Annotated in this window: 21 protein-coding genes; 11 read left to right on the forward strand and 10 right to left on the reverse strand. The window is 60.3% G+C overall.

What is annotated here, in order from left to right; all coding sequences use genetic code 11:
* Positions 1-2 precede the first annotated feature (2 nt).
* Positions 3-671 carry a GNAT family N-acetyltransferase gene (locus tag IEY47_RS06615; RefSeq protein WP_188982387.1) on the forward strand — a complete coding sequence of 223 codons (669 nt, stop codon included), beginning with the start codon at positions 3-5 and terminating at the stop codon, positions 669-671.
* A 394-nt stretch (positions 672-1065) separates the two neighbouring features.
* Here the strand turns inward: IEY47_RS06615 and IEY47_RS06620 are convergent, their stop codons facing one another.
* The 9 genes from IEY47_RS06620 to IEY47_RS06660 all read right to left on the reverse strand — a co-directional run bounded on the left by IEY47_RS06620 (position 1066) and on the right by IEY47_RS06660 (position 9319).
* Positions 1066-1425, reverse strand: a complete 360-nt coding sequence (locus tag IEY47_RS06620) for a RidA family protein (protein WP_188982388.1) — start codon at positions 1423-1425, stop codon at positions 1066-1068.
* 9 nt (positions 1426-1434) lie between these two features.
* Positions 1435-2562, reverse strand: a complete 1128-nt coding sequence (locus IEY47_RS06625) for an NAD(P)/FAD-dependent oxidoreductase (protein WP_188982926.1) — start codon at positions 2560-2562, stop codon at positions 1435-1437.
* Position 2563: 1 nt separating this feature from the next.
* Positions 2564-3943, reverse strand: coding sequence for an FAD/NAD(P)-dependent oxidoreductase (locus IEY47_RS06630; RefSeq protein ID WP_188982389.1), 1380 nt, complete (start codon positions 3941-3943; stop codon positions 2564-2566).
* Positions 3940-4287: a (2Fe-2S)-binding protein gene (locus IEY47_RS06635; RefSeq protein WP_188982390.1), complete on the reverse strand. Its 348-nt coding sequence runs from the start codon at positions 4285-4287 to the stop codon at positions 3940-3942. Before IEY47_RS06635 ends, IEY47_RS06630 begins: the two co-directional genes overlap by 4 nt.
* Positions 4277-5413 (reverse strand): NAD(P)/FAD-dependent oxidoreductase, encoded by a 1137-nt coding sequence (locus tag IEY47_RS06640; protein WP_188982391.1) that lies wholly within the window; start codon positions 5411-5413, stop codon positions 4277-4279. Before IEY47_RS06640 ends, IEY47_RS06635 begins: the two co-directional genes overlap by 11 nt.
* Complete coding sequence (locus IEY47_RS06645; protein ID WP_188982392.1) at positions 5410-6207, reverse strand: ABC transporter permease; 798 nt, start codon at positions 6205-6207, stop codon at positions 5410-5412. The genes IEY47_RS06640 and IEY47_RS06645 overlap by 4 nt, the downstream gene beginning before the upstream one ends.
* 5 nt (positions 6208-6212) lie before the next feature.
* Positions 6213-7085: an ABC transporter permease gene (locus IEY47_RS06650; RefSeq protein ID WP_188982393.1), complete on the reverse strand. Its 873-nt coding sequence runs from the start codon at positions 7083-7085 to the stop codon at positions 6213-6215.
* Positions 7072-8145, reverse strand: coding sequence for an ABC transporter ATP-binding protein (locus tag IEY47_RS06655; protein ID WP_188982394.1), 1074 nt, complete (start codon positions 8143-8145; stop codon positions 7072-7074). The genes IEY47_RS06650 and IEY47_RS06655 overlap by 14 nt, the downstream gene beginning before the upstream one ends.
* Before the next feature lie 106 nt (positions 8146-8251).
* Complete coding sequence (locus tag IEY47_RS06660; RefSeq protein WP_229779287.1) at positions 8252-9319, reverse strand: ABC transporter substrate-binding protein; 1068 nt, start codon at positions 9317-9319, stop codon at positions 8252-8254.
* Between the two features lie 220 nt (positions 9320-9539).
* On the opposite strand from IEY47_RS06660, the gene IEY47_RS06665 reads away from it, so the two are divergent.
* Together IEY47_RS06665 and IEY47_RS06670 are read left to right on the forward strand one after the other, a co-directional pair.
* Entirely contained in the window at positions 9540-10433 is an 894-nt protein-coding gene (locus IEY47_RS06665) for a LysR substrate-binding domain-containing protein (protein WP_188982395.1), read from the forward strand.
* A gap of 307 nt (positions 10434-10740) precedes the next feature.
* Positions 10741-12177 carry an alanine/glycine:cation symporter family protein gene (locus IEY47_RS06670; protein ID WP_188982396.1) on the forward strand — a complete coding sequence of 479 codons (1437 nt, stop codon included), beginning with the start codon at positions 10741-10743 and terminating at the stop codon, positions 12175-12177.
* A 62-nt stretch (positions 12178-12239) separates the two neighbouring features.
* Here the strand turns inward: IEY47_RS06670 and IEY47_RS06675 are convergent, their stop codons facing one another.
* Entirely contained in the window at positions 12240-13052 is an 813-nt protein-coding gene (locus tag IEY47_RS06675) for a helix-turn-helix domain-containing protein (RefSeq protein ID WP_188982397.1), read from the reverse strand.
* 210 nt (positions 13053-13262) lie between these two features.
* Between IEY47_RS06675 and IEY47_RS06680 the strand changes: the two genes are divergently transcribed.
* The 8 genes from IEY47_RS06680 to tssH all read left to right on the forward strand — a co-directional run bounded on the left by IEY47_RS06680 (position 13263) and on the right by tssH (position 24100).
* On the forward strand, positions 13263-14276 hold the full coding sequence (locus tag IEY47_RS06680) for an asparaginase (RefSeq protein ID WP_188982398.1): 1014 nt from the start codon (positions 13263-13265) through the stop codon (positions 14274-14276).
* Positions 14277-14654: 378 nt separating this feature from the next.
* Entirely contained in the window at positions 14655-16223 is a 1569-nt protein-coding gene (tssA, locus tag IEY47_RS06685) for a type VI secretion system protein TssA (protein WP_188982399.1), read from the forward strand.
* 32 nt (positions 16224-16255) lie between these two features.
* Positions 16256-16762, forward strand: a complete 507-nt coding sequence (gene tssB / locus IEY47_RS06690; protein WP_188982400.1) for a type VI secretion system contractile sheath small subunit — start codon at positions 16256-16258, stop codon at positions 16760-16762.
* Positions 16763-16787: 25 nt separating this feature from the next.
* Positions 16788-18263 (forward strand): type VI secretion system contractile sheath large subunit, encoded by a 1476-nt coding sequence (tssC, locus tag IEY47_RS06695; RefSeq protein ID WP_188982401.1) that lies wholly within the window; start codon positions 16788-16790, stop codon positions 18261-18263.
* A gap of 55 nt (positions 18264-18318) precedes the next feature.
* Positions 18319-18723: a type VI secretion system baseplate subunit TssE gene (tssE, locus tag IEY47_RS06700; RefSeq protein ID WP_188982402.1), complete on the forward strand. Its 405-nt coding sequence runs from the start codon at positions 18319-18321 to the stop codon at positions 18721-18723.
* Positions 18724-18780: 57 nt separating this feature from the next.
* A complete protein-coding gene (gene tssF, locus IEY47_RS06705) occupies positions 18781-20571 on the forward strand; it encodes a type VI secretion system baseplate subunit TssF (RefSeq protein ID WP_188982403.1) in 1791 nt (596 codons plus the stop codon).
* Positions 20535-21557 carry a type VI secretion system baseplate subunit TssG gene (tssG, locus tag IEY47_RS06710; protein WP_188982404.1) on the forward strand — a complete coding sequence of 341 codons (1023 nt, stop codon included), beginning with the start codon at positions 20535-20537 and terminating at the stop codon, positions 21555-21557. The genes tssF and tssG overlap by 37 nt, the downstream gene beginning before the upstream one ends.
* Positions 21554-24100: a type VI secretion system ATPase TssH gene (gene tssH / locus IEY47_RS06715; RefSeq protein ID WP_188982405.1), complete on the forward strand. Its 2547-nt coding sequence runs from the start codon at positions 21554-21556 to the stop codon at positions 24098-24100. The genes tssG and tssH overlap by 4 nt, the downstream gene beginning before the upstream one ends.
* Positions 24101-24107 lie beyond the last annotated feature (7 nt).

A 24107-nucleotide genomic window follows, 5' to 3' on the forward strand; every position in this document is an offset into this window, starting at 1 on the left:
CCATGTCCACACTTAACTGGTCACCCGCTCGAACGCCTGAGCGCGAAATACTGGAAGGCCGCTTTTGCACGCTGGAACCGCTCGACGCCGCTCGCCATGGAGATGATCTCTGGGAGAGTTTCGAAGGCGCGGGCGCGGACCCCAAACTCTGGGATTACCTGTTCGCCGGCCCTTTCGAGAATCGCGCAAGCTTCGATGACTGGCTGATGCGGCAGTCCGCAAGCAAGGATCCGCAGCACTTTGCGATCATGTCCCATGCGTTGGGCAAGGCTGTCGGCAGCCTCAGCCTGATGAACATCGTGCCCGCCAACGGCAGCATCGAGATCGGCAACGTGACCTATGGCGCGACTATGCAGCGTACGCCGATCTCCACTGAAGCCATCTTCCTGCTCGCACGGTACGCGTTCGACCGCCTGGGCAACCGACGCCTGGAATGGAAATGCGATGACCGTAATGCTCGCTCGAAACGCTCTGCGGAGCGCTTTGGGTTTACCTATGAAGGCACATTCCGGCAGCACATGGTGATCAAAGGCCATAACCGCGATACGGCCTGGTTCGCAATCATCGACGGCGACTGGCCGGTGATTCGGGCAGGGTTCGAGCGTTGGCTGGCGGCTAAGAACTTTGATGAGGGCGGGGTGCAGCGGGAGCGGTTGGAAGCGTTGCGGTGAGTGGCTTCGTTAGCGATTGTAAGGATTTCTCGATCTTCTGTAGGAGCGTGCCGGGCCGCGATCGGCTTGCTCGCGAATGCAGTAGCCGGGTCAGTATCATCTTCGCGCCCACCACCGCTTTCGCGGGCAAGCCCGCTCCTACAGGGGATCTGCGTCGACATCGATTTTTTTGATCTGCAGGCCTTTTTAGGCGTGAGCCAGGCGGCGATCTAGTTGCATACGAATGCGATCCTGACCTTACTTCAATGTTGGCTGGGAAAATGATCGCGGGCACGGCCCGCTCCCACAATTGCCGGATCGGAGGCTTTCTGTGGGAGCGGGCCATGCCCGCGATTAGCTTGATGCACACCAACGGATCGGCGAATGACGCGGCGTCACTCACCGAGTCACCGCATCAATCCACCGCCGCAACAATGGCAATCTCCACCAGCAGCTCAGGCGCTGCAAGCTTCGATTCAACGGTCGCACGCGCCGGTGCCTGACCTTCTGGTGCCCAGGCGTCCCAGACTTCATTCATCCCAGCGAAGTTGGCCTGGATGTCCGACAGCCAGACCTGTGCGCTGAGAATGCGTGTTTTATCCAGGCCGACCTTGGCCAGATAGTCGTCGATCTTCTGCAACACTTGGGCCGTTTGGCCCTTGATGTCCTGGCTACGATCATTGGCAGTCTGGCCGCCGATGAAGGTGATGCCGCCTTTGTACTGAACGACACGGCTCATGCGCTGGTTGGTTTCGATTCGAGTGATCGGTTGCATGAAAGCTCCTTAGTTGGGAGAGGTGGATGAAAGCGGTTGGAAGCGATCGATGGCGAACGCGTCCAAATTGATGGGTGAATCTTCGCCAAGTACCAGTTGCGCGACACGCTCGCCGGTACCCAGGCTCATCTGAAAGCCACTGCCACAGTAGCCGAATGAATACGTCAGGTTGCTGGCATGGCGACTTTGGGAAATGACCGGCAGATCGTCCTCGATGAATGCCTCGATACCGGACCAGGCCCGGTTGATGCCGAGGTGTTTCAGATGCGGGAAAAGATCCGTCACGGTTTGCGCACTGGTGATGAGGCGGACGATATCCACCTCGCCATGACGTGCGTCGAAATCCAGGTCGCCAATAAGTTTGCCGCCAATGACCACCGTACCGTTGTCGAACTGCTTGAACGAAAGCGCACGTCCAGTCGCTCCCAGTACCTGCTTGCAGAACGGCGCGACGCGATGGGTGACCATCAGCATCAGCCCTTGTGGATACGTCGGGACGGGTTCGCCCACTTCAGCGGCAAGTCGCCCAGCCCAGGCGCCAGCGGTGACGACAAGGTGTTCCGCCTCAAACCGCCCTTTTGGCGTGTCGACCTGCCAACCCGAGCCCCGCTGCGTGACGGACAATGCCGGCGTCTGCTCATGCAGAACCACGCCCAATCGTTGCGCGGTACGGCGAACGGCGGTCACGACGCGATAAGGCACCGCATAGCCGTCGTCCGCGACCCAGATGCCACCGACGACGTGCGGGGCTACCGTCGGCAGTAACTCGAAGACTTCGTCACGATCGATGGTGACTTCATGGGTAAAACCGTTTGCTTGAAGTTCGGCCATCCGCGCTCGACATTGCTCGAGCTCCGCCTCGTTCTCGGCAAGCTTCAGCTGGCCACTTGGTACGAAGCCGGCGTCGTCACCGAGCAGCTCGGGCAGGTTGTGCCAGAGCTCGCGCGAGGCGAGCGCCAGCGGTATCTCGGCCAGATGCCGGCCAAGCGTCCGCACGCCGCCTGCGTTCACACCCGAGGCATGCCGGCCGGCGTAATCCGCTTCGAGCACGGTCACCTTCACACCGCGCCGCGCGAGGTGCAGTGCGGTGCTCAAGCCATGTAGTCCCGCGCCGATGACAAGAACGTCCGCCGCCATGTCAGCCACTCGCCAGCTCTCCCAGCGTGATGGGCTTGATCGGCGGACGAATGCGGTAATAGCCCACTTCGTCTGGCGTCAGGCCACGGCTCTTGGCGATGATCTCGGTGACGGTCAGCCCGCACATCCGCCCTTGGCAAGGGCCCATGCCACAGCGTCCGAAGGATTTCGCCTGGTTCGGCCCACTGCATCCGAGTTCGACGAAGCGACGCACATCACCCGCAGTCACCTCTTCGCAGCGGCAGACCGTGACGTCGTCACGCGGAGGAATACGGTTTTCCTCGCGCGGACGATACAGCGCATCGAGGAACGGACGAATTCGAAGGTTCTGCTCGAGCTCGGCGCGCAGTGGTGCGGCCGTACTATCACGCTGCGCAGGCGTAATGCTGCCCAGATCACGCGCCAATCCCAGTGCCGCCAACCGCCCCTGAATAGCGGCTGCCTGGGCACCGCCGATACCGGCGCCGTCGCCCGCGACCGAAATGAACGGTACATCCAACGCGCCCCAACGATCCGTCTCGGGAACGAAACAGAGCTGCGCCTCATCCCAACGGTGCTGCGCCCGGAGCGCCTGAGTGAACTGGATGTTCGGCACCACGCCCTGATGCAGCAGAACCGTGCTGGCCGGCAGATGCTGACGCTGGCCATCGACGGTGAAGCTCAAAGCCTGCGCTTGTCCCTCCCCTTCCACTTGCAGCCCTTCCGCACCGGTGTAATGCGGCACACCACCTTTACGCAGGGCTCGCAGCAGCGACACACCTTTGCGCAAATAAGGCCAGGCCCGAAGTGCCGCCAGCAGATGACCACGAGCGCGCCAGTAATCTTCTCGGCGGCTGGTATCCACCAGCGCACTGATGGCGATGCCCGCGCGCAGGTATTGCCAACCCAGCAAATAAAGCAGCGGGCCGCAACCGGCGAGCACAACCGGGCCTTGCGGACCGATGCCTGCTGTCTTGAGCAGAATTTGCGCAGCCCCTGCCGTCATCACGCCAGGCAGGGTCCAGCCGGGAATGGGGAAAGGTCGCTCCATGGCTCCAGTCGCCAGCAACACGGCTTTGGCGGCGAAAGAGCGAACCTTCCCGTTTTGCAAATAGTGCACGTGACGCTCTCGCGTGACCTGCCATACGGAGGCGCCTGTTTCGTGGCGCACGGTTGACCCTCGCAGTGCGTCGGCCAACTTTGCGCCGGCCGCATAATCAGGCCCAAGCATCTCGCGGCGTGCCGGGGATGCACTGGCGATGCCACGGTATATCTGCCCACCCACCGCACACTGTTCATCCAGCAGCACGACGGACAAGCCCAACTCACTCAACGTCCTCGCGCCGGCCATGCCTGCGGGGCCGGCGCCGACGACCACCACATCGATCGGTTCCAGGTTCATGGCTGAACCTCCATCACAACGGCTTCGGGTTGGGGAAAAGGCAAATCACGTGCGCCCTGCTGAGAACGGATGCGCATGCCATCCGCCACTTCGATCAGGCAACTTTGCCGGCTCGGCACACCGTCGATCTCGACCAGGCACTCGAAGCACACGCCCATCATGCAATATGGCGCACGCGGACCGCCGCCGACCGGTGAAGTACGGAACTGCCGTACGCCGCCCAGCAGCAAGGCGGCCGCAACTGTCAGCCCGGCAGGGACACTCAAAGGCTGGTCGTCGAAAGTCACCTCGACCGTGCGAGCACCTTCGGCATCGACACGACGAAACAAAGAATCAGTGGGCATGGGAAAACACCTCCCCCGTGAGAAAACGTTCGCCGGCGAACACCGCCAGCTCTTCCGGTCGTTCGCCACCCCGAATCCAGGGCGCGATGCGCGTCGCATGGGCCGCCGCCAGGGTCACACCGCTGTGGCAGGTGACGACGAACGCGCCGGGATGCGATTCCGACTGTTGATAGATCGGGTAGCCGTCCGGGCTCATCACCCGTAGCGCGCCCCAAGCACGGACCATGCGGACGTCCGCGAGGAATGGGAATGTCGAGACGCCGCGTTGAGCGATCTTCGCCAGCACGTCGGTGGTCGTCAGGTCATTGAAACCGACCTCTTCCATCGAGTCGCCGAACTGCACGCTACCTTCGTCCGTCTGACGAACGTTGATGGTTGGGTACTTCAGGAACGGCCGGACGCGCTCGCTGACCAGCACCTGCCCCCGATTCGGCGCAACGGGTGCATGCAGGCCGACATGCTCGGCCAACACCCGATTGCCCAAGCCGGCCGCCAAGACGATGCGCGGTGCCGTAAAGCGACGTTCCGGGGTGACCACGGTAAATTCGCCAGGCGCCGACTCGATACCTGTCACCGGCATACGGCCCACTACGGTCGCGCCGTGATGGCGAGCGCCGGCATGCAGTGCTCGAAGCAGTTTCAGCGGATTCACGTGGCCATCCATAGGCGTGTAGCTGGCGCCGACAACCTTCGGCCCGATACCTGGCAGACGCGCCTTGAGATCCGCTCCGTCGAGCATCTCGAATGGGTAATCACCAAGCGCCGCCTGCATACCCGCCAGTCGCGCCTGTCGTTCGGCCAGTTCGTTATCGGAGAAGCACATGTGAAACCCGCCCGGCTGCGTTAACCGCACATCGACGTCGGTTTCCTGCCTTAGCCCCTCTGCCAGTCCGGCCCAAGCGCGAGCTGACGACCGCGTCCAACGCGAATACTCCAGCCGGTCGAAGCCTTTACCCTGCACCCATACAAGGCCGAAGTTGCCGCGCGAGGCCCGAAAGGCGTCGTCGCCCTGATCAAGCACCAGCGTGTTCGTTCCGGCCTTTGCTAGTCCATACGCCACAGCCATGCCGACGAGCCCGCCGCCGACGACGATGACGTCTGCCGTGTTCGGCACCGTCTCGTTCATTGTTTTTCTCCAATCAGCACCCGATCCAGTCCGACCAGGCGATCGAGCAGCAGCATCAGCGCCAGGGTTCCGACGATCAGGACGGTCGAGACTGCCGTGATCAAGGGGTCGATGGTCTGGGATATCTGGTTGTACATGGCCACCGGCAACGTCGTAGTTCCGGGTGTAGCGACGAACACCGTCATGGTCAGTTCGTCGAAGCTCTGAATGAACGCCAGCAGCCAGCCACCAATCACACCGGTACGAATGCGCGGCAGGATCACCCGCCAGAACACCTTGAGCCGCCCGGCACCCAAAGAAAGCGCTGCCTGCTCCGCATCGCGCTCCAGGCCAATGGTGGACGCCAGCGTCAGCCTCAACGCGTATGGCAGCACCACGATGACGTGGGTGATGCTCAGTGCCCACAACGAGCCACCGACCTGCGCGAGCGAGAAGAAGCGCAGGAACGCGATGCCCAGCACCACCGACGGAATCATCAGCGGTGACAGCAGGAACCCGGTAATCGCACCGCGGCCGGGGAAGTTGTAGCGGCTGATGGCCAATGCGGCGGGCACCGCGAGCAACGTCGCGAACGTGGCGGAAACCAGCCCCAGCTTCAGCGACAGCCAAAAGGCATCAGCCATTTCCTGGTTCTCCCACAGCGTGTGGAACCAGCGCAGCGACAGGCCGTCGGTGGGCAGGGAAATGTAGCCTTCGCCAGTGAAGGACACCGCCATCACCACCACCAACGGTGCAACGATGAAGGCGATGAAGAGCGTGTGAAACGCGAGCGAGAAAAATCCGTTCCGGTACATGGCGATCACTCGAAGACTTGTTTGAAACGCCGCTCGGCGAGCCGGCTGCAACCCACCACGATCACCAGATTGGCAATCAGCAGCAGCACCGCGATGGCGGCACCCAGCGGCCAGTTGAGCGAACCGAGGAATTCGTCGTACGCCGCCGTAGCGACCACCTTGAGCCGCCGACCGCCGATGATGGCGGGCGTAGCGAACGCCGACGCGGCGAGGGCGAAGACGATGATCGAGCCGGAGAGGATTCCCGGCATGATCTGCGGCAGCACCACCCGGCGAAACGTGGTCATGCGTGACGCTCCCAGCGACAGCCCCGCCTGCTCTACCTGCAGGTCGAGTTTCTGCAAGCTGGCCCAGACCGCGATCACCATGAACGGCACCAGTACATGCGTCAGCGCGAGCACGACACCGAACTGCGTGAACATCATGCGAATGGGAAACTCGGTTATACCGAGCGCCTGCAGCGCCTGATTGATCAGCCCGTTGTTACCAAGCAGGATCGCCCAGCCCAGGGTACGCACGACCACCGAGATCAGCAGAGGCCCGAGTACCACCAGCAGGAACAGCGACCGCCAAGGGCTGCGCATGCGCGCGATAATCAGGGTTTCCGGTACGCCGATGAGCACCGAGAAGAAGGTGACCGCGAGTGCCATGCCACCGGTGCGCAGGAAGATTTCGTGGAAGTAATCGTCACCGAACACCTCCAGATAGTTCGCCAGCGTGTAGACGGGAATGACGCCCTCGGTATCGCTGAACAGATTGAGCGACAGCATGGCTGTCAGTACCAGCGGCGCCGCGAGCAATGTCACGAAGACCAGCAGGGCCGGCCCGGTCAGAAGCCACGGCGCGCTGCCAACGCGTTCGGCGTCATACGTGGCCATTCGCGACCTCCCGCTCGAGCAGCCGCAGGTCATCGTCACTCCAGGTCAGGCCGACTTCTTCACCTTCCATCGGAGGTGGAGCGCCGAAGTTCGGTTGCGTGAGATTCACCGGGCCCAGCGAGCTTTCCACGCCGATCAGCCAGAGGTTGCCAAGGAAGACACGCATACGCACCTTGCCGCGCAAGCGTGCGGTCGCCACATCGGCCAGATGAATCTTTTCCGGCCGCAGATAGACATTGACGTCGCCATCGAACTGATGCCCTTCGTGGGGCACATGGAACATCAGGTTATCGACCTTTACCTCGTAGCAACGCGGCTTGCGAGTGTGGACGGCACCCGCGAAGGCATTCGTCTTGCCGAGGAAGCTCGAGGCGAATGGCGACTGTGGCCGTTCGTAGGTATCGAACGGAGAGCCGATCTGCACGATGCGGCCGCCATGCATCACCGCGATGCGGTCGCTCATGGTCATCGCCTCGACCTGGTCGTGAGTGACGAGGATGGTGGTAATGCCGAGGTCGCGCTGGATCGCGCGCAACTCGATGTGCATGTCCTCACGCAGTTTGGCGTCGAGGTTGGACATGGGTTCGTCGAGCAGCAACAGGTCCGGGCGAATGGCCAGGGCACGCGCAATCGCGACACGTTGTCTTTGGCCGCCGGACAGCGCTTTGGGATAACGCTCGCCCAGGCCGTGCAGGCGCACCATGTCGAGGGCGGACTGTACGCGCTGGCCCCGCTCGCTACGCGGGACGCCGCGCATCTCCAGGCCGAAGCTGACGTTCTCGGCGACAGTCATGTGGGGGAACAGGGCATAGCTCTGAAAGACGATTCCGAGGCCCCGCTTTTCCGGTCGGACATGGGTGATATCCCGACCGTCCAGGACGATGCGCCCGGCAGTGGGCTGAACGAATCCGGCGATGCTTTGCAGAGTAGTGGTCTTGCCACAACCGGACGGGCCGAGCAAGGACAGGAACTCGCCCTTCTCCACCGCAAGGTCGAGGCCGGCGATAGCGGTGAAGTCACCGTAGGTCTTGACGATGCCGTCGAGGGTCAAAAAAGCCATGGGCATGCCTCCGCGATCACGATGGCGTGATCGCTGTTCGTCGAAAGGAGGTGTCTTCAGAAGCAGGACGAGGTGGCCCTGCCCCTAAAAGATCAGGAGAGGCGTATCAACGCTCGATGGTGCGATTCCAGCGCGTAGTCCATTCGGAACGCTTCTGGTTGATCGTTTCCCAGTCGACTTTGATCAAGCCGTCAACCTTCTCCTGGCCGTAAGGCATGCGCGCAGCCAGCTCCGGTGGAAGCTCGACAGTACGGTTCACCGGCGCGAAACCATTGCTCTCGGACTGGATCTTCTGCACTTCGGGAGACAACACGTACTGGATGAACTTCTGGGAAAGCTCGGACTGGGCATTTGGCGTCACGGAGCAACCCGCGACCTGCAGCGCCACGGCACCTTCCTTCGGATAGATGAACTTGAGTGGGAAGCCCGTGTTCTGCAGCGCCACGGCGCGGCCGCTGCCATAAACCGCCATGACCACGTCACCGTTCTGCATCATCCCGTCCATCTCGCCAGGGGCGCTCACCCAGGCCAACACGTTCGGCGAGATATCTTCCTCGAACACCTTGAAGCCAGGATCAATGTCTTTCTCACCGCCGCCATTCAGACGCGCCATCTCGATCAGGCTGTGCAGCCCATAGGTGTTGGTGATGGGCGGCATGCCGAGCAACTGCTGGTATTGCGGATTCTTCAGGTCATTCCAGGAGGTCGGTGGCGCCCAACCGCGCTTCTTGAAGGCTTCTTCGTTGTAGCCGATGCCTGTCGCGACCATGCCAAGTGCAGTCGCCTCGGGGCTCAACCGTGCCAGCGGGTACAGATCCTTGTAGACCGGGGCATCCGTCAGCTTCTCGCAGAACCCCAGTTGCAGGGCTTGGTACATCGGACCGTCGTCCATCATCGCGACGTTGATTTGCTGACGTCCTTTCTGCGCTTGCAGCTTTGCGAGCGTCTCGGTCGAGTTGCCGGATACGTAGACGACCTTGACGTTGTGAGCCTTCTCGAACTCGGGAATGACGCGATTTTTGTACATCTGTTCGGTGGAACCGCCAACTCCTGCCACGTACAAGGTGGTTTCGGCGTGAGCGCATGCCGAGAAACCCGCCGCGGCAAGCACGAACGCGGAAAGGCCATGGCGGAAGGAATTGGATGAGGCGAGGACGGAGTGCGGACTGATCACGGGCAATGCTCCCTTTATTTGCGTAGCGGCAGATCGAGAACGTCGCAGGGCTGCGACAAAAAGATCGATGCATCCGCTTCCGAGGCGATGGCTGACTGCCTTCGAAAACGCTTTCTTTTTATGGGGCCATTTGGCTGTGAAACGAGTATTGTCGCTACCGTCCCATAGGGTCAAATACGGATGTATGGGTTAAGTATTCATATTTGATATGAGGGCTTCCATGAATCTTAGGCAGATCGAAGCGTTTCGTAGTGTTATGCGGCTGGGATCGATGACCGCTGCGGCTGACGCGCTGTACACCTCGCAGCCCAACGTCAGCCGGCTAATCGCGCAACTCGAGCTGAGTACCGGGCTGAAGCTGTTCGAGCGGGCGGGCGCGCGGTTGATACCGACCAAAGAAGGAAGCGCGTTTTTCCAAGAGGTCGAGCGCGCGTACGTAGGTCTCGACAGCCTGCGGCAATCCGCGAAGAACATCCGGAACCTCGGCACCGGCCGTCTACGTATTGCGGCGGTACCCTCGACCGGACTCACGCTCATACCTCACGTCATCAAGCAGTTCGTCGCCACTCGCCCTGAACTCACCGTGTCCCTGCACATGAATGCGTCGCCGACCGTCGTGCAATGGGTGCAATCGCAATTCTGCGATCTTGGCGTGGTTGTTCAGCCAAGCGATGCCGGCCCGCTGGAGACACAGTTGATTGCCCAGCTGCGTGCTGTTTGCGTATTGCCGCCCGGACACCGGTTCGCCTCACGGGAACGGATAACGGCGCAGGATCTCCACGAAGAGGATTTCGTGTCGCTATGCCACGGCGACGGCACTCGGGAGCAGATGGACAAGGTATTCGAGCAGGCCGGCGTCGAGCGAAAGTTGGTGGTCGAAGGCCAATACAGCGCCATCAACTGTGAAATGGTCGCGTCCGGGATGGGGGCCGCGCTGGTGAGCCCGAACGTTGCCCGGGACTTCTTGCACAAGGGCATCACGATTCACCGCTTCGAGCCCGAGCTGCTGTTTCCGGTCTACGTCGTCGCGCCAGCGGAGGCCGGGCAGACACCACTGGCCCGACAATTCATTCAGGCGCTGCGCGAACATTATGCGGCGGAGTTTCCCCAATAAGCCCGCAAGCTGCCGACTTCGGATTCTTGGCATTAAAAAAATGTGGGAGCGGGCCATGCCCGCGATTCGCAGCATACACCGCTCCATCCTTGGGCTAATACCAGGCCCTTACAGGCCCATTCCCGCGGCACGCTAAATCCCCCACGCCTAAGCGCAGAAACATTTAGCATCAACTCGCATCATTTTTTTACAAAATGCGAAATTGTTCCGCCTTCGGACATCCTGAACCATGCGCGCCTTGGACCGGCGCCTGGCCCGGTCGTGTGTATTCAGCTGTGTTGAATAACAAGAATCCGAGGATGCGTTCATGCTTGAAGTGCTTAATGATTTTCTGTCTGGAAAAGTCCTGATCGTTCTGATCGTAGGGCTGGGTAGCTACTTCACCATCAGGTCGAGGTTCGTTCAGTTCCGCCATTTCCTGCATATGTTCAGCGTCTTCAAAGACTCGCTGAAATCCAGCGGCGGGCAATTGAGCTCGTTCCAGGCATTGATGCTGAGCCTGGCGGGCCGTGTGGGCGCAGGCAATATTGCAGGCGTCGGGATTGCGGTCACACTCGGTGGCCCAGGCGCGGTGTTCTGGATGTGGGTCACGGCGCTTGTCGGCATGTCCAGCAGCTTCTTCGAGTGCACCTTGGCGCAGGTCTACAAACGCTCGGATGGCGACGGCCTGTATCGCGGCGGCCCGGCCTACTACATTCAACACGGCCTGAACCTGCGCTGGATGGCGGTCACGTTCGCAGTTCTGCTGCTGGTCACCTACGGCTTCGCCTTCAATGGCCTGCAGTCCTATACCGTCACGCATTCCCTGCAGAACGCCTTCGACATTCCTGTGCAGTACAGCGGTATCGCCCTCGCTGTGCTGCTGGGCCTGGTGTTCATCGGTGGCATCAAGCGAATTGCCTCCGTGTCCGACTTGCTCGTGCCGGTCAAGACGCTCGCCTATATCGCGGTCACCCTGTACGTGATCGTTACCCAGATCGACATGGTTCCTGGCATGCTCGCCACTATCGTCAAAAGCGCGTTTGGCCTGGAGCCGGCCTTCGCGGGTTTGCTCGGCAGCGCGATCGTGATGGGCGTGAAGCGCGGCGTGTTCGCTAACGAAGCGGGTTTGGGTAGCGCGCCAAATGTGGCGGCGGTCGCATCGGTCAAGCACCCGGCCGCACAAGGCGTGGTGCAGGCGTTCAGCGTGTTTCTCGATACCTTCGTTATCTGCACCTGCACCGCGTTGCTGATCCTCTTGTCAGGCTTCTATACCCCTGGTTTCGAAGGGGATGGCATCGTCCTGACGCAGAACTCACTCGCCGCCGTCGTTGGCGACTGGGGACGCACCTTCGTCAGCGTCGCGCTGAGCCTGTTCGTGTTCACGTGCATTACCTACAACTACTACCTCGGCGAAAACGCGCTGCAGTTCATGTTCGGTCGCAGCAAGGTCGCGTTACTCGGCTACCGTGGCCTGGTCCTGGTGCTTGTGTGCTGGGGCTCGATGCAGAATTTGGGCACTGTATTCGCCTTCGCCGATATCACGATGACCTGCCTGGCATTCGTCAACCTCACCGCCCTGGCCCTGCTCATCAAAGTGGGTCTGCGGGTCATGAAGGACTACGATGCCCAGCGTAGCGCGGGAATCGACCAGCCTGTGTTCGATGCGTCGAACTTCAGCGATCTGGATTTGGACCGCGATGCGTGGTCCGAGCCGGACAGCGCGCCGGATACCCAAATGGCACCGACACCCGCTAACGGCTAACCGCGGCTAGAGCCCGAGCAACCTGGCGCTGGCCAAAGCGGCGTAGACGCCAGGACTCATGCTCACTCCACCTCAAGAAGACCGTGGCGAATCTCGGCACCGCTCAGGCGATCTCGAATGTCTTGATCGATCCGCGGGTCTTCCGGGCCGTACAGCATCACTTGGCGATACGCGCTGACGCGATTGATCTCCGGGCCGAGGTACTCCCAGACCACGCGGGTTGACGCCGGCATCCGCCGGTCGCCGCTGGAAACACCCGTCTTCAGCCCGTTCAAGCGCGTGATACGGCTTTTGAAACTGGGGATAAGGATGGTCTGGCTCATTTCATTGAGCGTTAGCGATTCGTAGTCGATCAGAAACAAACGGTCCTGCAGGTAATAGGCCGCGCCGAGGTAGCGGCAGCGTGTCCAGTCCTCGGCCTGACCTGCTGCAGATTGCTCCTGGCGCTCTTGTCTTTCGAACAGGAATTGCCCGTTGTCTTCGCGTAAGTGCACGAGCGACAGCACGATGTGTCCCGGTACGGACATGCAATTGGCATATTCGAAGTAGTAACCGCAGTAACGCGACAGATTGCCGGCCTGCGCGCGCAACGGCTCGAACAAAGCCGTTATGGGGTCACGCGCGTTACGTTGCGGCGTATCGCTGCTGCGGGCGCCGATCAATGTCGCGAATTGATCGGGAGGCAACCCAAGCTCGTACCCTTCAACACCGAAGAAGTCGCCGATCCGCTTCAAGTTATAAGCCGTGGGGTGACTTTGGCCGCTCAGGTACTTATTGAACTGCGCCCTATTGAGCGACAACTTGCGGCACACCTCGGCAATGGAGCGGTAATGGCTGCAGAGCAGTTTCAGGTTTTCACCCAAGTGGTTCGACATGATCGCCTCGCTGGTGCTATGGGCGCGAATATAGCATCAAGTCGCGTAACCAATCCGAGTTTGCGATGTCGCCAGGGGCATCATTGCGACAGCACCATTCGAGAAGCGGCCGCGAATCGATTCACGACTGGGCCTATCCAGCGCGCGCCGTTAGGCTAGGCAAAACAAACGGCAACGGTGCCAATAAATAAAACGGGTGAGGAATAGCGTTTGAATACAACCGTGCAACGTCTGCGGGTGCTCTACACCGGCGGCACTATCGGCATGCAGATGAGTAACGATGGCCTGGCCCCCGCCGGCGGCTTCGAAGCGCGACTGCGCGAGGCGCAGCGATCCTTTAGCAAGCAGGCACTGCCCGAATGGAGCTTCAAGGAGCTCGCGCCGCTGCTGGACAGCGCCAACATGGCTCAGCGCAATTGGCTCACGATGCGCGATGAAATCGTCGCGGCTTACGAAAAGGACGGTTGCGACGCCGTACTGGTATTGCATGGCACCGATACCCTCGCCTACAGCGCAGGCGCCTTAAGCTTCCTGCTATTAGATCTGCCAATACCGGTGGTGCTGACCGGTTCAATGCAGCCCGCCGGCGCAGCGGACAGCGACGCATGGCCGAACCTCTTCGGCGCCATGCAGGCACTGGCCGAAGGCGTTCGGCCCGGAGTACACGTCTTTTTCAATGGCCGGTTGATGCACGGCGCACGGGTTAGCAAACTGCGCAGCGATGCCCCGGATGCCTTCCACGTACTGCCCCGCCGTCGCGAAGCCTCCCCGGCGCGCACGCTCGCGTCGATCGACTTCCAGCACCCTCGTTCGCAAACGAATATCGCCATCTTGCCGCTTTTCCCTGGCCTGCAAGCTCACCACATCGAGGCACTGGCCACTTCACGCCCACAGGCGTTGCTGCTGGAGTGCTACGGCAGCGGAACCGGCCCCTCCGATAACCAAGAAATTCTGGCGGCATTGCGTGAAGCGCACCGCGCCGGCACCGTCCTGGCCGCCATCAGCCAATGCCCAAATGGGCACATCGCGTTCGACACCTACGCTGCCGGAAGCCGGCTACGTGATGTCGGCCTTGTATCCGGCGGCGGCATGACGCGAGAGGCCGCGCTTGGGAAGCTCTTCGCACTGCTCGGGATGGGCATGGTGCAAAAGGACGTGGAGCATTGGTTCGCGCAGGATTTGTGCGGCGAGATGCACGATGACCCGAATACCATTGCGCGGTAGCCCTTACACACAAAAGTCAGGCACGTTTGCGGAGGTGAACGTGCGCACAAACGGATTAACTCGCCTGATGCATCGGCCATAATGTGAAGTGCGCATCTTTCACTGCAACTTCGAATATGTAAGTGCGTCCATCGGGAGCTTCGCGCGAAGTTCCCTCCGTTTGAATCCGATCTTTTTAAGTGATGGCCAGTTCACATTATCCCGGTTGTCCTGTCCTGCCTACGTCTATAGCATTCCCTCCGACTTACATGCCGTGCCAATACTTGCGCAATACCAAGCAACTATTTGCACACAACTTACGAGCAGGATGCTCAATAGGCAGCTTACATAAAGCTGCCGTGAACTTTCGGCATATCCCATCAGCCGTCGAGTCATGGAATGACACTTACAAGCGACTTACTGACGTCCATTCTTTCGATCGCTCATACGCCAATAGCGGAAGACAATTTCGCCGGTAGCGATGCACGTTATTCGCCTGAATACGAAACCATTGAGAATGAAGTTGGAAAAGCGACCTCTATACACAAGACCGATGGCCCTGACTGGCATAGAACACATGAACTTTGCGTCAACTTACTGAGCACGCAAAGCAAGGACTTGCGCATTGCCTGTTGGCTTACCTGGGCGCTTTATGAGCGCTATAGTTACCTTGGTCTCCATGCCGGCATCACGTTGCTCGCTGCATTAAGCGATGAGCACTGGGACGTCCTTCACCCCGCGAAACCTCGCACCCGTACTGCTGCGTTTGCCTGGTTGCTACCGCGACTCGAAGAGGTGCTTACCCACTACACGGCCAAAATTGAGGAACGTGCGCTCTTCGAAAGCCTTACCCAAACGCTGAACACGCTGGACAGCTTTTTGACTGAAAAGCTAGGCGATCAAGCACCACTGTTAGTTCCACTCTGCCGCCGGTTAAAAGATCAACTAGACCGCACACAAAACATACAGCAGACCAAATCTGAAGAGGAAGTTTCGGAACTTTCCACTGAAGTAACCAATACCGCTGCAGCGGTTAAAAAGCTGGATTTCGACAGCGAGAAAGAAGCGCATAAAGCGCTACGAGGATTACAAGAGGCTGCGCGGCCACTCAGCGCTTTTTGGCTAAAACAGAAGAATGACGACGTGCGGGCTTTTCGCCTGGCGAGGACCCTGCTGTGGCTGCCGATCGATTCGTTACCCGGCTGCAACGCGGAAAAGATTACGGCACTCCGAGGCATCCCCGCGGACAAATCGAACAGTTTTCGAGACCGAATCGGCCAACGTGCAGGGGGCGATCTACTGCTCGATCTTGAAACGAGCATCGCCCGCGCGCCCTTTTGGCTGGATGGCCAGTTTCTCGTATGGCAATGCCTGGAAACACTGGATGCCCACGCCGCCATGCGTGAAATCGAGATCCAGTTGGCGCTGTTCCTGGCCCGCAACCCCGGCCTTGAATTGCTGCATTTTCACGACGGCATCCCGTTCGCGGACGCGCAGACGCGGGGCTGGATCGATGCCTATGTCGCGCCGCATGTGCAGGGCCGTTCTCCTGCAGCGCCAGCTCCGGTACCTGGCGGCGCCGTTACCTCGGAAGGCGCCTGGAACGCATCACTGGCAGCTGCCGTGGAGGGGCTGCGTAAAGACGGCCTGAAGACCGGCATTCGCACGCTCAAACAAGGCCATGCCGATGCCCGCAATGGCCGTGAACGCTTTCACTGGCAACTCGCCGAGGCGCGACTCTGCATCGCCGGCAAGAAATTCGAGCTGGCGCATAACCGGCTCGATGCATTGGATCGCAGCCTGCAGGGCTCGGCACTGGCGGAATGGGAACCGCAACTTGCCCTCGACGTACTGCGGCTGTTGCACGGTTGCCTCGAATCGCTTCCGCAAAACCCGGACATTCGTGAAGCCCGGGATGAAACCTATCGCCGACTGTGTCACCTCGACCTCGAAGCGGTACTCGACTAGGCCCCAAGGGCCCTAAACCAAGGAGATGAACCATGGCCAAAGAAGGCTCCGTCGCACCCAAGGAACGCGTCAACGTAACGTTCAAACCCAGCAATGGGGGTGCGCAGGAAGAAGTCGAACTTCCGCTCAAACTCATGGTGTTGGGGGATTTCACCCAACGGGCCGATGATCGAAAGATCGAGGACCGCAAACCCATCAGCATCGACAAGAACACCTTCGACGAAGTGCTCGCCAAACAAGAGCTGTCGCTGACCTTGAGCGTTCCCAACCGCCTGCAGGATGAGGCGACGACGGAAGAGCTACCGATCGATCTGAAGATCAACTCGATGAAGGACTTCAACCCGGCCAACCTGGTCGACCAGGTCCCTGAGCTGAAGAAAATGATGGAGCTGCGGGATGCGCTTGTAGCGCTCAAGGGCCCACTGGGCAATGCCCCTGCCTTCCGCAAGGCGATCGAAAACGTATTGGCCGATGACGAGTCCCGCGCCCGTGTTCTGGGCGAATTGGAAATGACCGAGCACGCCAAGCAGGACGTGTAAGCAAGCAGACAAGGACGACCGAAACATGAGCACCAGCGCAGCTGTAGAAACCAACCAGGGTACCGCCAGCGTCGGCATTCTGGACCGCATCATCGCCGAAACCAAATTAACCCCGCACGACGAAGCCTACGGTATTGCCAAGCGCGGCGTATCCGCCTTCATCGAGGAGCTGCTCAAACCGCAGAACGAAAACGAGCCTGTCAAGAAAGCGCTCGTCGACCGCATGATTGCCGAGATCGATGCCAAGCTCAGCCGGCAGATGGACGAGATCCTGCACCACGCTGAATTCCAGGCGCTCGAATCGTCCTGGCGTGGCCTGAAGTTACTCGTGGACCGCACCAACTTCCGCGAGAACATCAAGCTCGAGATCATCAATGCTTCCAAGCAAGACTTACTCGACGACTTCGAGGACAGCGCGGAAATCACTCAATCCGGGCTGTACAAGCACGTCTACACCGCAGAATACGGCCAGTTCGGTGGCCAGCCTGTAGGCGCCCTGATCGCGAATTACTTCTTCGACCCAAGCGCTCCCGATATCAAGACGCTGCAATACGTCTCCAATGTTGCAAGCATGGCCCACGCGCCGTTCATCGCCGCTGCCGGTCCGAAATTCTTCGGCCTGGAGACCTTCACCGGCCTGCCGGATATCAAGGATCTGAAGGATCATTTCGACGGCCCACAGTTCGCCAAATGGCAAAGCTTCCGCGAGCAGGAAGATGCCCGCTATGTTGGGCTGACCGTGCCGCGCTTTCTCCTGCGCAACCCGTACGATCCGGAAGAAAACCCGGTCAAAACGTTCGTCTACAAGGAGAACGTCGCCAACAGTCACGAGCACTATCTATGGGGCAACACGGCCTACACCTTCGCCAGCCGCCTGACTGACAGCTTCGCCAAATTCCGTTGGTGCCCAAACATCGTCGGCCCGCAGAGCGGCGGCGCCGTGGAAGACCTGCCTCTGCACCACTTCGAAAGCATGGGTGAGATTGAAACCAAGATCCCAACCGAGGTGCTGGTGTCCGACCGCCGCGAATATGAACTCGCGGATGAAGGGTTCATCGCACTGACCATGCGCAAGGGCAGCGACAATGCGGCGTTCTTCTCCGCCAATTCCGCGCAGAAGCCGAAGTACTTCGGCAACAGCGAGGAAGGCAAGCTCGCCGAGCTCAACTACAAGCTCGGCACGCAATTGCCTTACCTGTTCATCGTCAACCGCCTGGCGCATTACCTGAAAGTGCTGCAGCGCGAGCAGATTGGTGCCTGGAAACAACGCACCGACCTCGAACTGGAGCTCAACAAGTGGATCCGCCAGTTCGTTGCCGACCAGGAAAATCCAAGCCCGGAGGTGCGCGGGCGCCGTCCCTTACGCGCCGCACAAATCACGGTCAGCGACGTCGCCGGCGAGCCGGGTTGGTATCGCGTCAGCCTGAACGTTCGCCCTCACTTCAAATACATGGGCGCGGATTTCACGCTTTCGCTGGTTGGAAAGCTGGATAAGGAATAACCGTGGATTGCGTAGAGGCGCCTCCCGTGCGCGCCTCTACGCGAAGGAGGCCCCAATGACTTACGGCAGTCTGTTCGAAAGGCTGAGTGGCGACAGCAGCCGACGCGTCGGGCAGGATCTTCCTGCCGCAGCGATGCATTCGGTGGCCGCCCATTTGGCCAAAATGCTGAGTACTCGCGCCGGTAGCGTGCAGACGCTACCGGACTACGGGTTACCCGACCTGAACGATATGCGTCGTTCCCTGCACGATTCCCTACAGCAGGCACGTAGCGCGATCGAACGGTTCATCGACGCCTACGAACCGCGCCTTAGCCGCGTATCGGTCATACCGCTACCCCGCGAGCATGATCCACTGACCTTGCGTTTCGCCATAGACGCCGTATTGGAAGTGGAAGGATTCAAACGAAAGGTCAGCTTCTCCGCCCAGGTGGACGGTAGCGGGCAAGTCAAGGTGAGCTGACGGCACCCGTCTGCCACACGGGCAGGATGCCCTCGCGAAGGTCAATCAAGGATCGATATGTCGTTCAACCATTACTACCAGAGCGAACTGACGGCGTTGCGCCAGCTCGGCAAGCGTTTCTCGGAACGCAGCCCCGCGCTGGCACCGTTTCTCGGCCAAAGCGAACGCGATCCCGATGTGGAACGTTTGCTCGAGGGATTCGCCTTCCTTACCGGTCGTCTACGGCAAAAACTCGATGATGGGCTGCCTGAGCTCACCCATTCGCTGATGCACCTGCTCTGGCCAAACTACATGCGGCCGTTACCCTCGTTCAGCATGCTGCAATTCGATCCGCTGGACCGCGTTGGCGCAGCGGTCGTCGTCCCCCCATACACGCCCGTGGAATCCAAGGCAATCGAAGGCGTGGCGTGTCGGTTTCGCACCACATCGGCGGTAGAAATCCACCCGCTAGGCCTGACCGCGCTCGACTATGCAACAAAGGGCGAAGGCGCCCTGCTCACCCTTCGCGCCAGCGTGACGGGCGGCGGCGATCTCAGCGATCTGCGCCTGTCGAACTTGCGCTTGCACCTGTGCGGCGAGCGCTACATTGCGCAATGGCTCTACTTCGCCATGCGAACGAATCTTAAATCCCTTCAAATCGTACTCCTGGATGGCACCGGCGCGCCGCTCGAACAGGACAGCGGCGCACACGTAGCACCACTTGCGCTGAATCCCGAATCGATCCAGCCGGCAGGCTTCTCCGAAGAGGAGGCGTTGATCCCCTACCCGCTGAACACCTTTCGCGGGTACCGCTACCTTCAGGAATATTTCGTTTTCCAGGAGAAATTCCTGTTCGTCGAACTCACCGGGCTCGATGCGTTGCAGCGCTACCCGGCTGAGCTGCTCAAACGTGCACAAGGCATGGCGTTCAAGTTCGAGCTGGGCAAGGTCGGTTCGCAGCGCATCCAGCCCACGCTGGATAACATCAAACTGTATTGCTGCCCCGTCGCCAATCTTTTCGCCCATGACGCCGTCCCCATCCGTCTCGACGGTCGCCAGGATCAATACCTGCTCCGCCCCGCAGAGCTTGCGGCGGGGCACTGCGGCGTATTCTCGGTGGACCGCGTCACCGGATGGCGACCCGGTGGTAAAGGCTACGAGCGCTACGTGCCATTCGAGTCCTTCGATCACGACCACAGTTTCGATGTGGACGACGTTCGCCCGCATTACAGCGTACGGCAACGTGTATCCCTCGCGGACGAAGGACTCGAGACCTATCTCAGCTTTGGCATCCGCGACATACAGCGGCACGAAACGCTCTCCATCGAGCTGACCTGCACCAACGCCAATCTGCCGCGTCAGCTCAAGCTCGGTGATATCTGCCTGCCTGCTGAAGGCACCCCCGAGTTTCTGACCTTCCGCAACATCACCACGCCAACCCCGAGCTATGCGCCGCCACTACACAACGACTTCCTCTGGAAGCTCATCAGCAACATGTCGCTCAACTACCTGTCGCTTGCCAACGTCGACGCGTTGAAGGTGATTCTCGAAACCTACGACCTACCGCGTTACTACAACGGGCACGCCCAGCGGGTCAGTCGGCGGCAAATGGATGGATTGGAAGGCATCCGCCACCGACAGGTCGATCGGCTGCATCGGGGCTTGCCCGTACGCGGAATACGAACGGAGCTGACCATGAATCCAGAGAGCTTTCTCGGCGAGGCGGACCTGTACCTCTTCGCGTCGGTGCTCAACGAGTTCTTCGCGCTATACGCCAGCCTCAATTCGTACCACGAGCTTCATGTGAAAAGCACAAAGGGAGAGGTGTACCGATGGTCGCCGCGCATGGGCCAACAGCCGCTACTTTGAGCCGACTCAGCCAGGGCATCCGTGAGTACAGCCTTTTCCAGGGGGTACAGTTGGTGCTGGAGCGCTTGCGGGCCGCTCACCCGGCGCTGGACGACAAAGCGCTGCATGAGCTGCTGGATTACGAAGCAAACCCGAGCCTGGGTTTTCCTGGCAGCGATATCGATCAGGTCCAGTTCTTCGAACAAGGCGGTGTGCTACGTGCTCGCCTGCGGATCAACGTCGTCAGCTTGTTCGGCGCCGGTTCGCCGATACCGGCGTTTTATGGCGAGCAAGCGTTGGGCGATGGACATGAGAACAAAACTACCCGGGACTTCCTGGACCTCTTCCACAATCGATTGCAACGCCTATTGCTGCCGATCTGGAGCAAATACCGTTACTACGCTCGCTTTCGCAGCGGCGCCTCGGACGACTTTTCGGAACACCTCTTCGCCCTCATCGGTCTCGGCGGCAACGCCATTCGCCACGCCGACGAACTGAACTGGAAGCGCCTGCTGCCGTACCTTGGCCTGTTGAGCCTCAGGGCACACTCCGCCGCGCTCGTCGAAGCAGTACTGCGCTACTACTTCAAGCACGCAGACCTGAATATCGAGCAGTGCGTGGAGCGCCAGGTGAGCGTCGATGAAGACCAGCGCAACAGGCTCGGCGTTGCCCAAAGTCGCCTCGGCCACGACCTGGTGCTCGGCGCCAACGTGCGCGATTGCAGCGGTAAGTTTCGCGTCCACGTCAAAGGGCTCGATTGGGCGCGCTTCCACGAGTTCCTGCCAATCGGTCCGGGTTACCAGCCGCTCTGCGCACTCGTGCGGTTCACCCTGCGCGACCCACTGGACTACGACATTCGTCTGCAACTTCGCCGCGACGAGCTACGCGAACTGCGCATAGGACAACACAACCCCTGTCGCCTCGGCTGGACGAGCTGGCTGGGGGTCGAGCACGCCGATGGAGTCGTCACGCTCGGCAGCCAATCACCCAAGGATGGACATCAATGATCAACATTGACCTGCAACAACTGATACACGCGCTCGATGCGCCAAGCAAACAGGATTTGGAGTCCGCTGCCGAGGGCTGCGTACGCCGGGGCGGCGCCAAGGTTTCCGTGGAAGACCTGCTGCTCGCCCTGTTACAGCGCGCGGACGGCTTGCTCGCCAAGGCGCTGCTGGACGCCGATATCGAGGCGGATGAACTGGCCGCCGTCTTGCAGCTAAAGACGGCAGCGCAGGAAACGCAGAGCCCGGTGTTTTCCGCAGAGCTCGTGCAGTGGCTACAGGATGCACTGCTGGTTGGCAATCTAGAATTGGGCAAAGTGCTCATCGATGAAGGCGCTCTGATCCTGGCCATGCTGCGCAATCCAATGCGCTATGCCGGGACGCGCTACCAAGCGTTGATCGGCCAGATCAACGTCGAGCGTTTCGTCGACTTTCTCTCCTGCGCACACCACACCACCCATCCCGATAACCGTGGCGAGCCGAACCTCGCACGCTTCGCCCACGACCTCACGCAGAAAGCGCGTGAGGGCAAGATCGATCCGGTCTTCTGCCGGGACGACGAGATTCGACAGATGATCGATATCCTCGCGCGGCGTCGTAAAAACAACCCCATCGTCGTCGGCGAAGCGGGCGTCGGTAAGAGCGCCATCGTCGAAGGGCTTGCGCTACGTATCGCCCATGGACAAGTGCCGCCGGCGTTGGCGGGCGTCAAGCTGCTCACGCTCGATCTCGGCCTGCTCCAGGCGGGCGCCAGCATGAAAGGCGAATTCGAACGCCGCCTCCAAGGCGTCATTGATGAAGCTAAGCACGCGGCGGTACCAACCATCCTGTTCATCGACGAAGCCCACACGCTCATTGGCGCAGGAGGGCAAGCCGGCGCAAGCGACGCCGCCAATTTGCTCAAACCGGCGCTTGCCCGCGGTGAGTTGCGCACCATCGCCGCAACCACCTGGAGTGAATACAAAAAATACTTCGAAAAAGATCCCGCCCTCTCCCGCCGCTTCCAGCCGGTTCAATTGCTACAGCCGACCGTGAGCGACGCCATCACCATTTTGCGGGGCCTGGCGCCGATTTACGAAAAGGAGCACGGGGTTTATCTAAGGGATGATGCGGTGGTCGCCGCAGCAGAGCTTGCCGCTCGCTACCTGACGGGACGCCAGCTGCCGGACAAAGCAATCGACGTACTGGATACCGCCTGCGCGCGTGTCCGCATCAGCCTGGCGGCGGCGCCAGTCGCCATCGAAAAACTGCGTAGCGACATCGTGGTTCACGAACGTCAGCACAGGGCCCTGTGCCGAGATCGAGATGCCGGCGTTGCCATTGACGGGCACGCGTGCGATGACGCGGCGGAAACGCTGGAAAGCCTTTGTCGACAGCACGCCGAGTTGACGGCGCGGTGGGAGCAGCAACGTACGCTTGCCCAGCGGATCGTGTCGCTGCGTATCGACGTAGGTGCGGAGACGGAAGCATCGAGGGATGAACGTGAATCCCTGCGCACGGACCTTGCGGCGTTGCAGCAGCACGATCGTCTGGTGAGTTATGAAGTGTGTCCCCGGCTCATCGCCGAGGTCATCAGCCAATGGACCGGCGTTCCATTGAGTCAGCTGGTCCGCGAACACAACGCCAAGGTCCTGACCTTCGCGGCGGAGTTGCGCCAGCGCGTGCACGGGCAGGAGCAAGCGGTGACTGCGCTGGATCAAGCGATGCGCGCCGCAGCGACGGGTCTGAACCGCGCCGATGCGCCATTAGGCGTATTTCTATTGGTGGGCCCAAGCGGCGTCGGCAAGACGGAAACCGCACTGGCGCTGGCGGACCTGTTGTATGGCGGCGAGCGTTTTCTCACGGTGATCAACATGTCCGAATTTCAGGAGCGCCACAGCGTTTCGCGGCTCATCGGCGCACCGCCCGGCTATGTTGGCTATGGCGAAGGCGGCATGTTGACCGAAGCCGTACGGCAAAAGCCCTATTCGGTGATCCTGCTGGACGAAGTCGAAAAAGCAGACCCCGACGTCATGAACGTGTTCTACCAGATCTTCGACAAAGGCATTGCCAACGACGGCGAAGGCCGCGAGATCGACTTCCGCAATACCCTGATTTTGATGACGTCGAACCTGGCGAGCGACGAGATCACCCGGCGCTGCGGGAGTGGAGATCGGCCCCTCGCCGCAGACCTTGAACAGGCCATTCGCCCAGCCCTTAGCCGCCACTTCAAACCGGCGCTGCTCGCCCGCATGAAGGTCGTGCCTTACTACCCCGTCGATGGCGAAGTGCTCGAGCAACTGGTGCGTATGAAGCTTCATCGATTTGGCGACCGCCTGAAAACGCGCGGCCTGGCGTTCCAATACAGCGATCGTCTGGTGGGCACTCTGGTCGATCGATGCAACCACACCGAAAGCGGCGCCCGCGTCATCGATCGGTTGCTGGAGCAGTTGATCCAGGCACAGGTCGTCGATCGTATGCTCAGTGCCATGGCAACCGGAGAAACCCTCGATCAGGTCTGTGCGACCGTCGACGGCGATGGAGGAATCGTTTGTGAATTCGCCTGACGTCCAC

Source organism: Pseudomonas matsuisoli (assembly GCF_014647635.1).
Lineage (GTDB): Bacteria > Pseudomonadota > Gammaproteobacteria > Pseudomonadales > Pseudomonadaceae > Pseudomonas_P > Pseudomonas_P matsuisoli.

Bases quoted from the DNA above. Each gene is read 5' to 3' on its own strand.
- IEY47_RS06615 (WP_188982387.1), top strand. From the start codon at position 3: ATGTCCACACTTAACTGGTCACCCGCTCGAACGCCTGAGCGCGAAATA.
- IEY47_RS06620 (WP_188982388.1), bottom strand. From the start codon at position 1,425: ATGCAACCGATCACTCGAATCGAAACCAACCAGCGCATGAGCCGTGTC.
- IEY47_RS06625 (WP_188982926.1), bottom strand. From the start codon at position 2,562: ATGGCGGCGGACGTTCTTGTCATCGGCGCGGGACTACATGGCTTGAGC.
- IEY47_RS06630 (WP_188982389.1), bottom strand. From the start codon at position 3,943: ATGAACCTGGAACCGATCGATGTGGTGGTCGTCGGCGCCGGCCCCGCA.
- IEY47_RS06635 (WP_188982390.1), bottom strand. From the start codon at position 4,287: ATGCCCACTGATTCTTTGTTTCGTCGTGTCGATGCCGAAGGTGCTCGC.
- IEY47_RS06640 (WP_188982391.1), bottom strand. From the start codon at position 5,413: ATGAACGAGACGGTGCCGAACACGGCAGACGTCATCGTCGTCGGCGGC.
- IEY47_RS06645 (WP_188982392.1), bottom strand. From the start codon at position 6,207: ATGTACCGGAACGGATTTTTCTCGCTCGCGTTTCACACGCTCTTCATC.
- IEY47_RS06650 (WP_188982393.1), bottom strand. From the start codon at position 7,085: ATGGCCACGTATGACGCCGAACGCGTTGGCAGCGCGCCGTGGCTTCTG.
- IEY47_RS06655 (WP_188982394.1), bottom strand. From the start codon at position 8,145: ATGGCTTTTTTGACCCTCGACGGCATCGTCAAGACCTACGGTGACTTC.
- IEY47_RS06665 (WP_188982395.1), top strand. From the start codon at position 9,540: ATGAATCTTAGGCAGATCGAAGCGTTTCGTAGTGTTATGCGGCTGGGA.
- IEY47_RS06670 (WP_188982396.1), top strand. From the start codon at position 10,741: ATGCTTGAAGTGCTTAATGATTTTCTGTCTGGAAAAGTCCTGATCGTT.
- IEY47_RS06675 (WP_188982397.1), bottom strand. From the start codon at position 13,052: ATGTCGAACCACTTGGGTGAAAACCTGAAACTGCTCTGCAGCCATTAC.
- tssA (WP_188982399.1), top strand. From the start codon at position 14,655: ATGACACTTACAAGCGACTTACTGACGTCCATTCTTTCGATCGCTCAT.
- tssB (WP_188982400.1), top strand. From the start codon at position 16,256: ATGGCCAAAGAAGGCTCCGTCGCACCCAAGGAACGCGTCAACGTAACG.
- tssC (WP_188982401.1), top strand. From the start codon at position 16,788: ATGAGCACCAGCGCAGCTGTAGAAACCAACCAGGGTACCGCCAGCGTC.
- tssE (WP_188982402.1), top strand. From the start codon at position 18,319: ATGACTTACGGCAGTCTGTTCGAAAGGCTGAGTGGCGACAGCAGCCGA.
- tssF (WP_188982403.1), top strand. From the start codon at position 18,781: ATGTCGTTCAACCATTACTACCAGAGCGAACTGACGGCGTTGCGCCAG.
- tssG (WP_188982404.1), top strand. From the start codon at position 20,535: ATGGTCGCCGCGCATGGGCCAACAGCCGCTACTTTGAGCCGACTCAGC.
- tssH (WP_188982405.1), top strand. From the start codon at position 21,554: ATGATCAACATTGACCTGCAACAACTGATACACGCGCTCGATGCGCCA.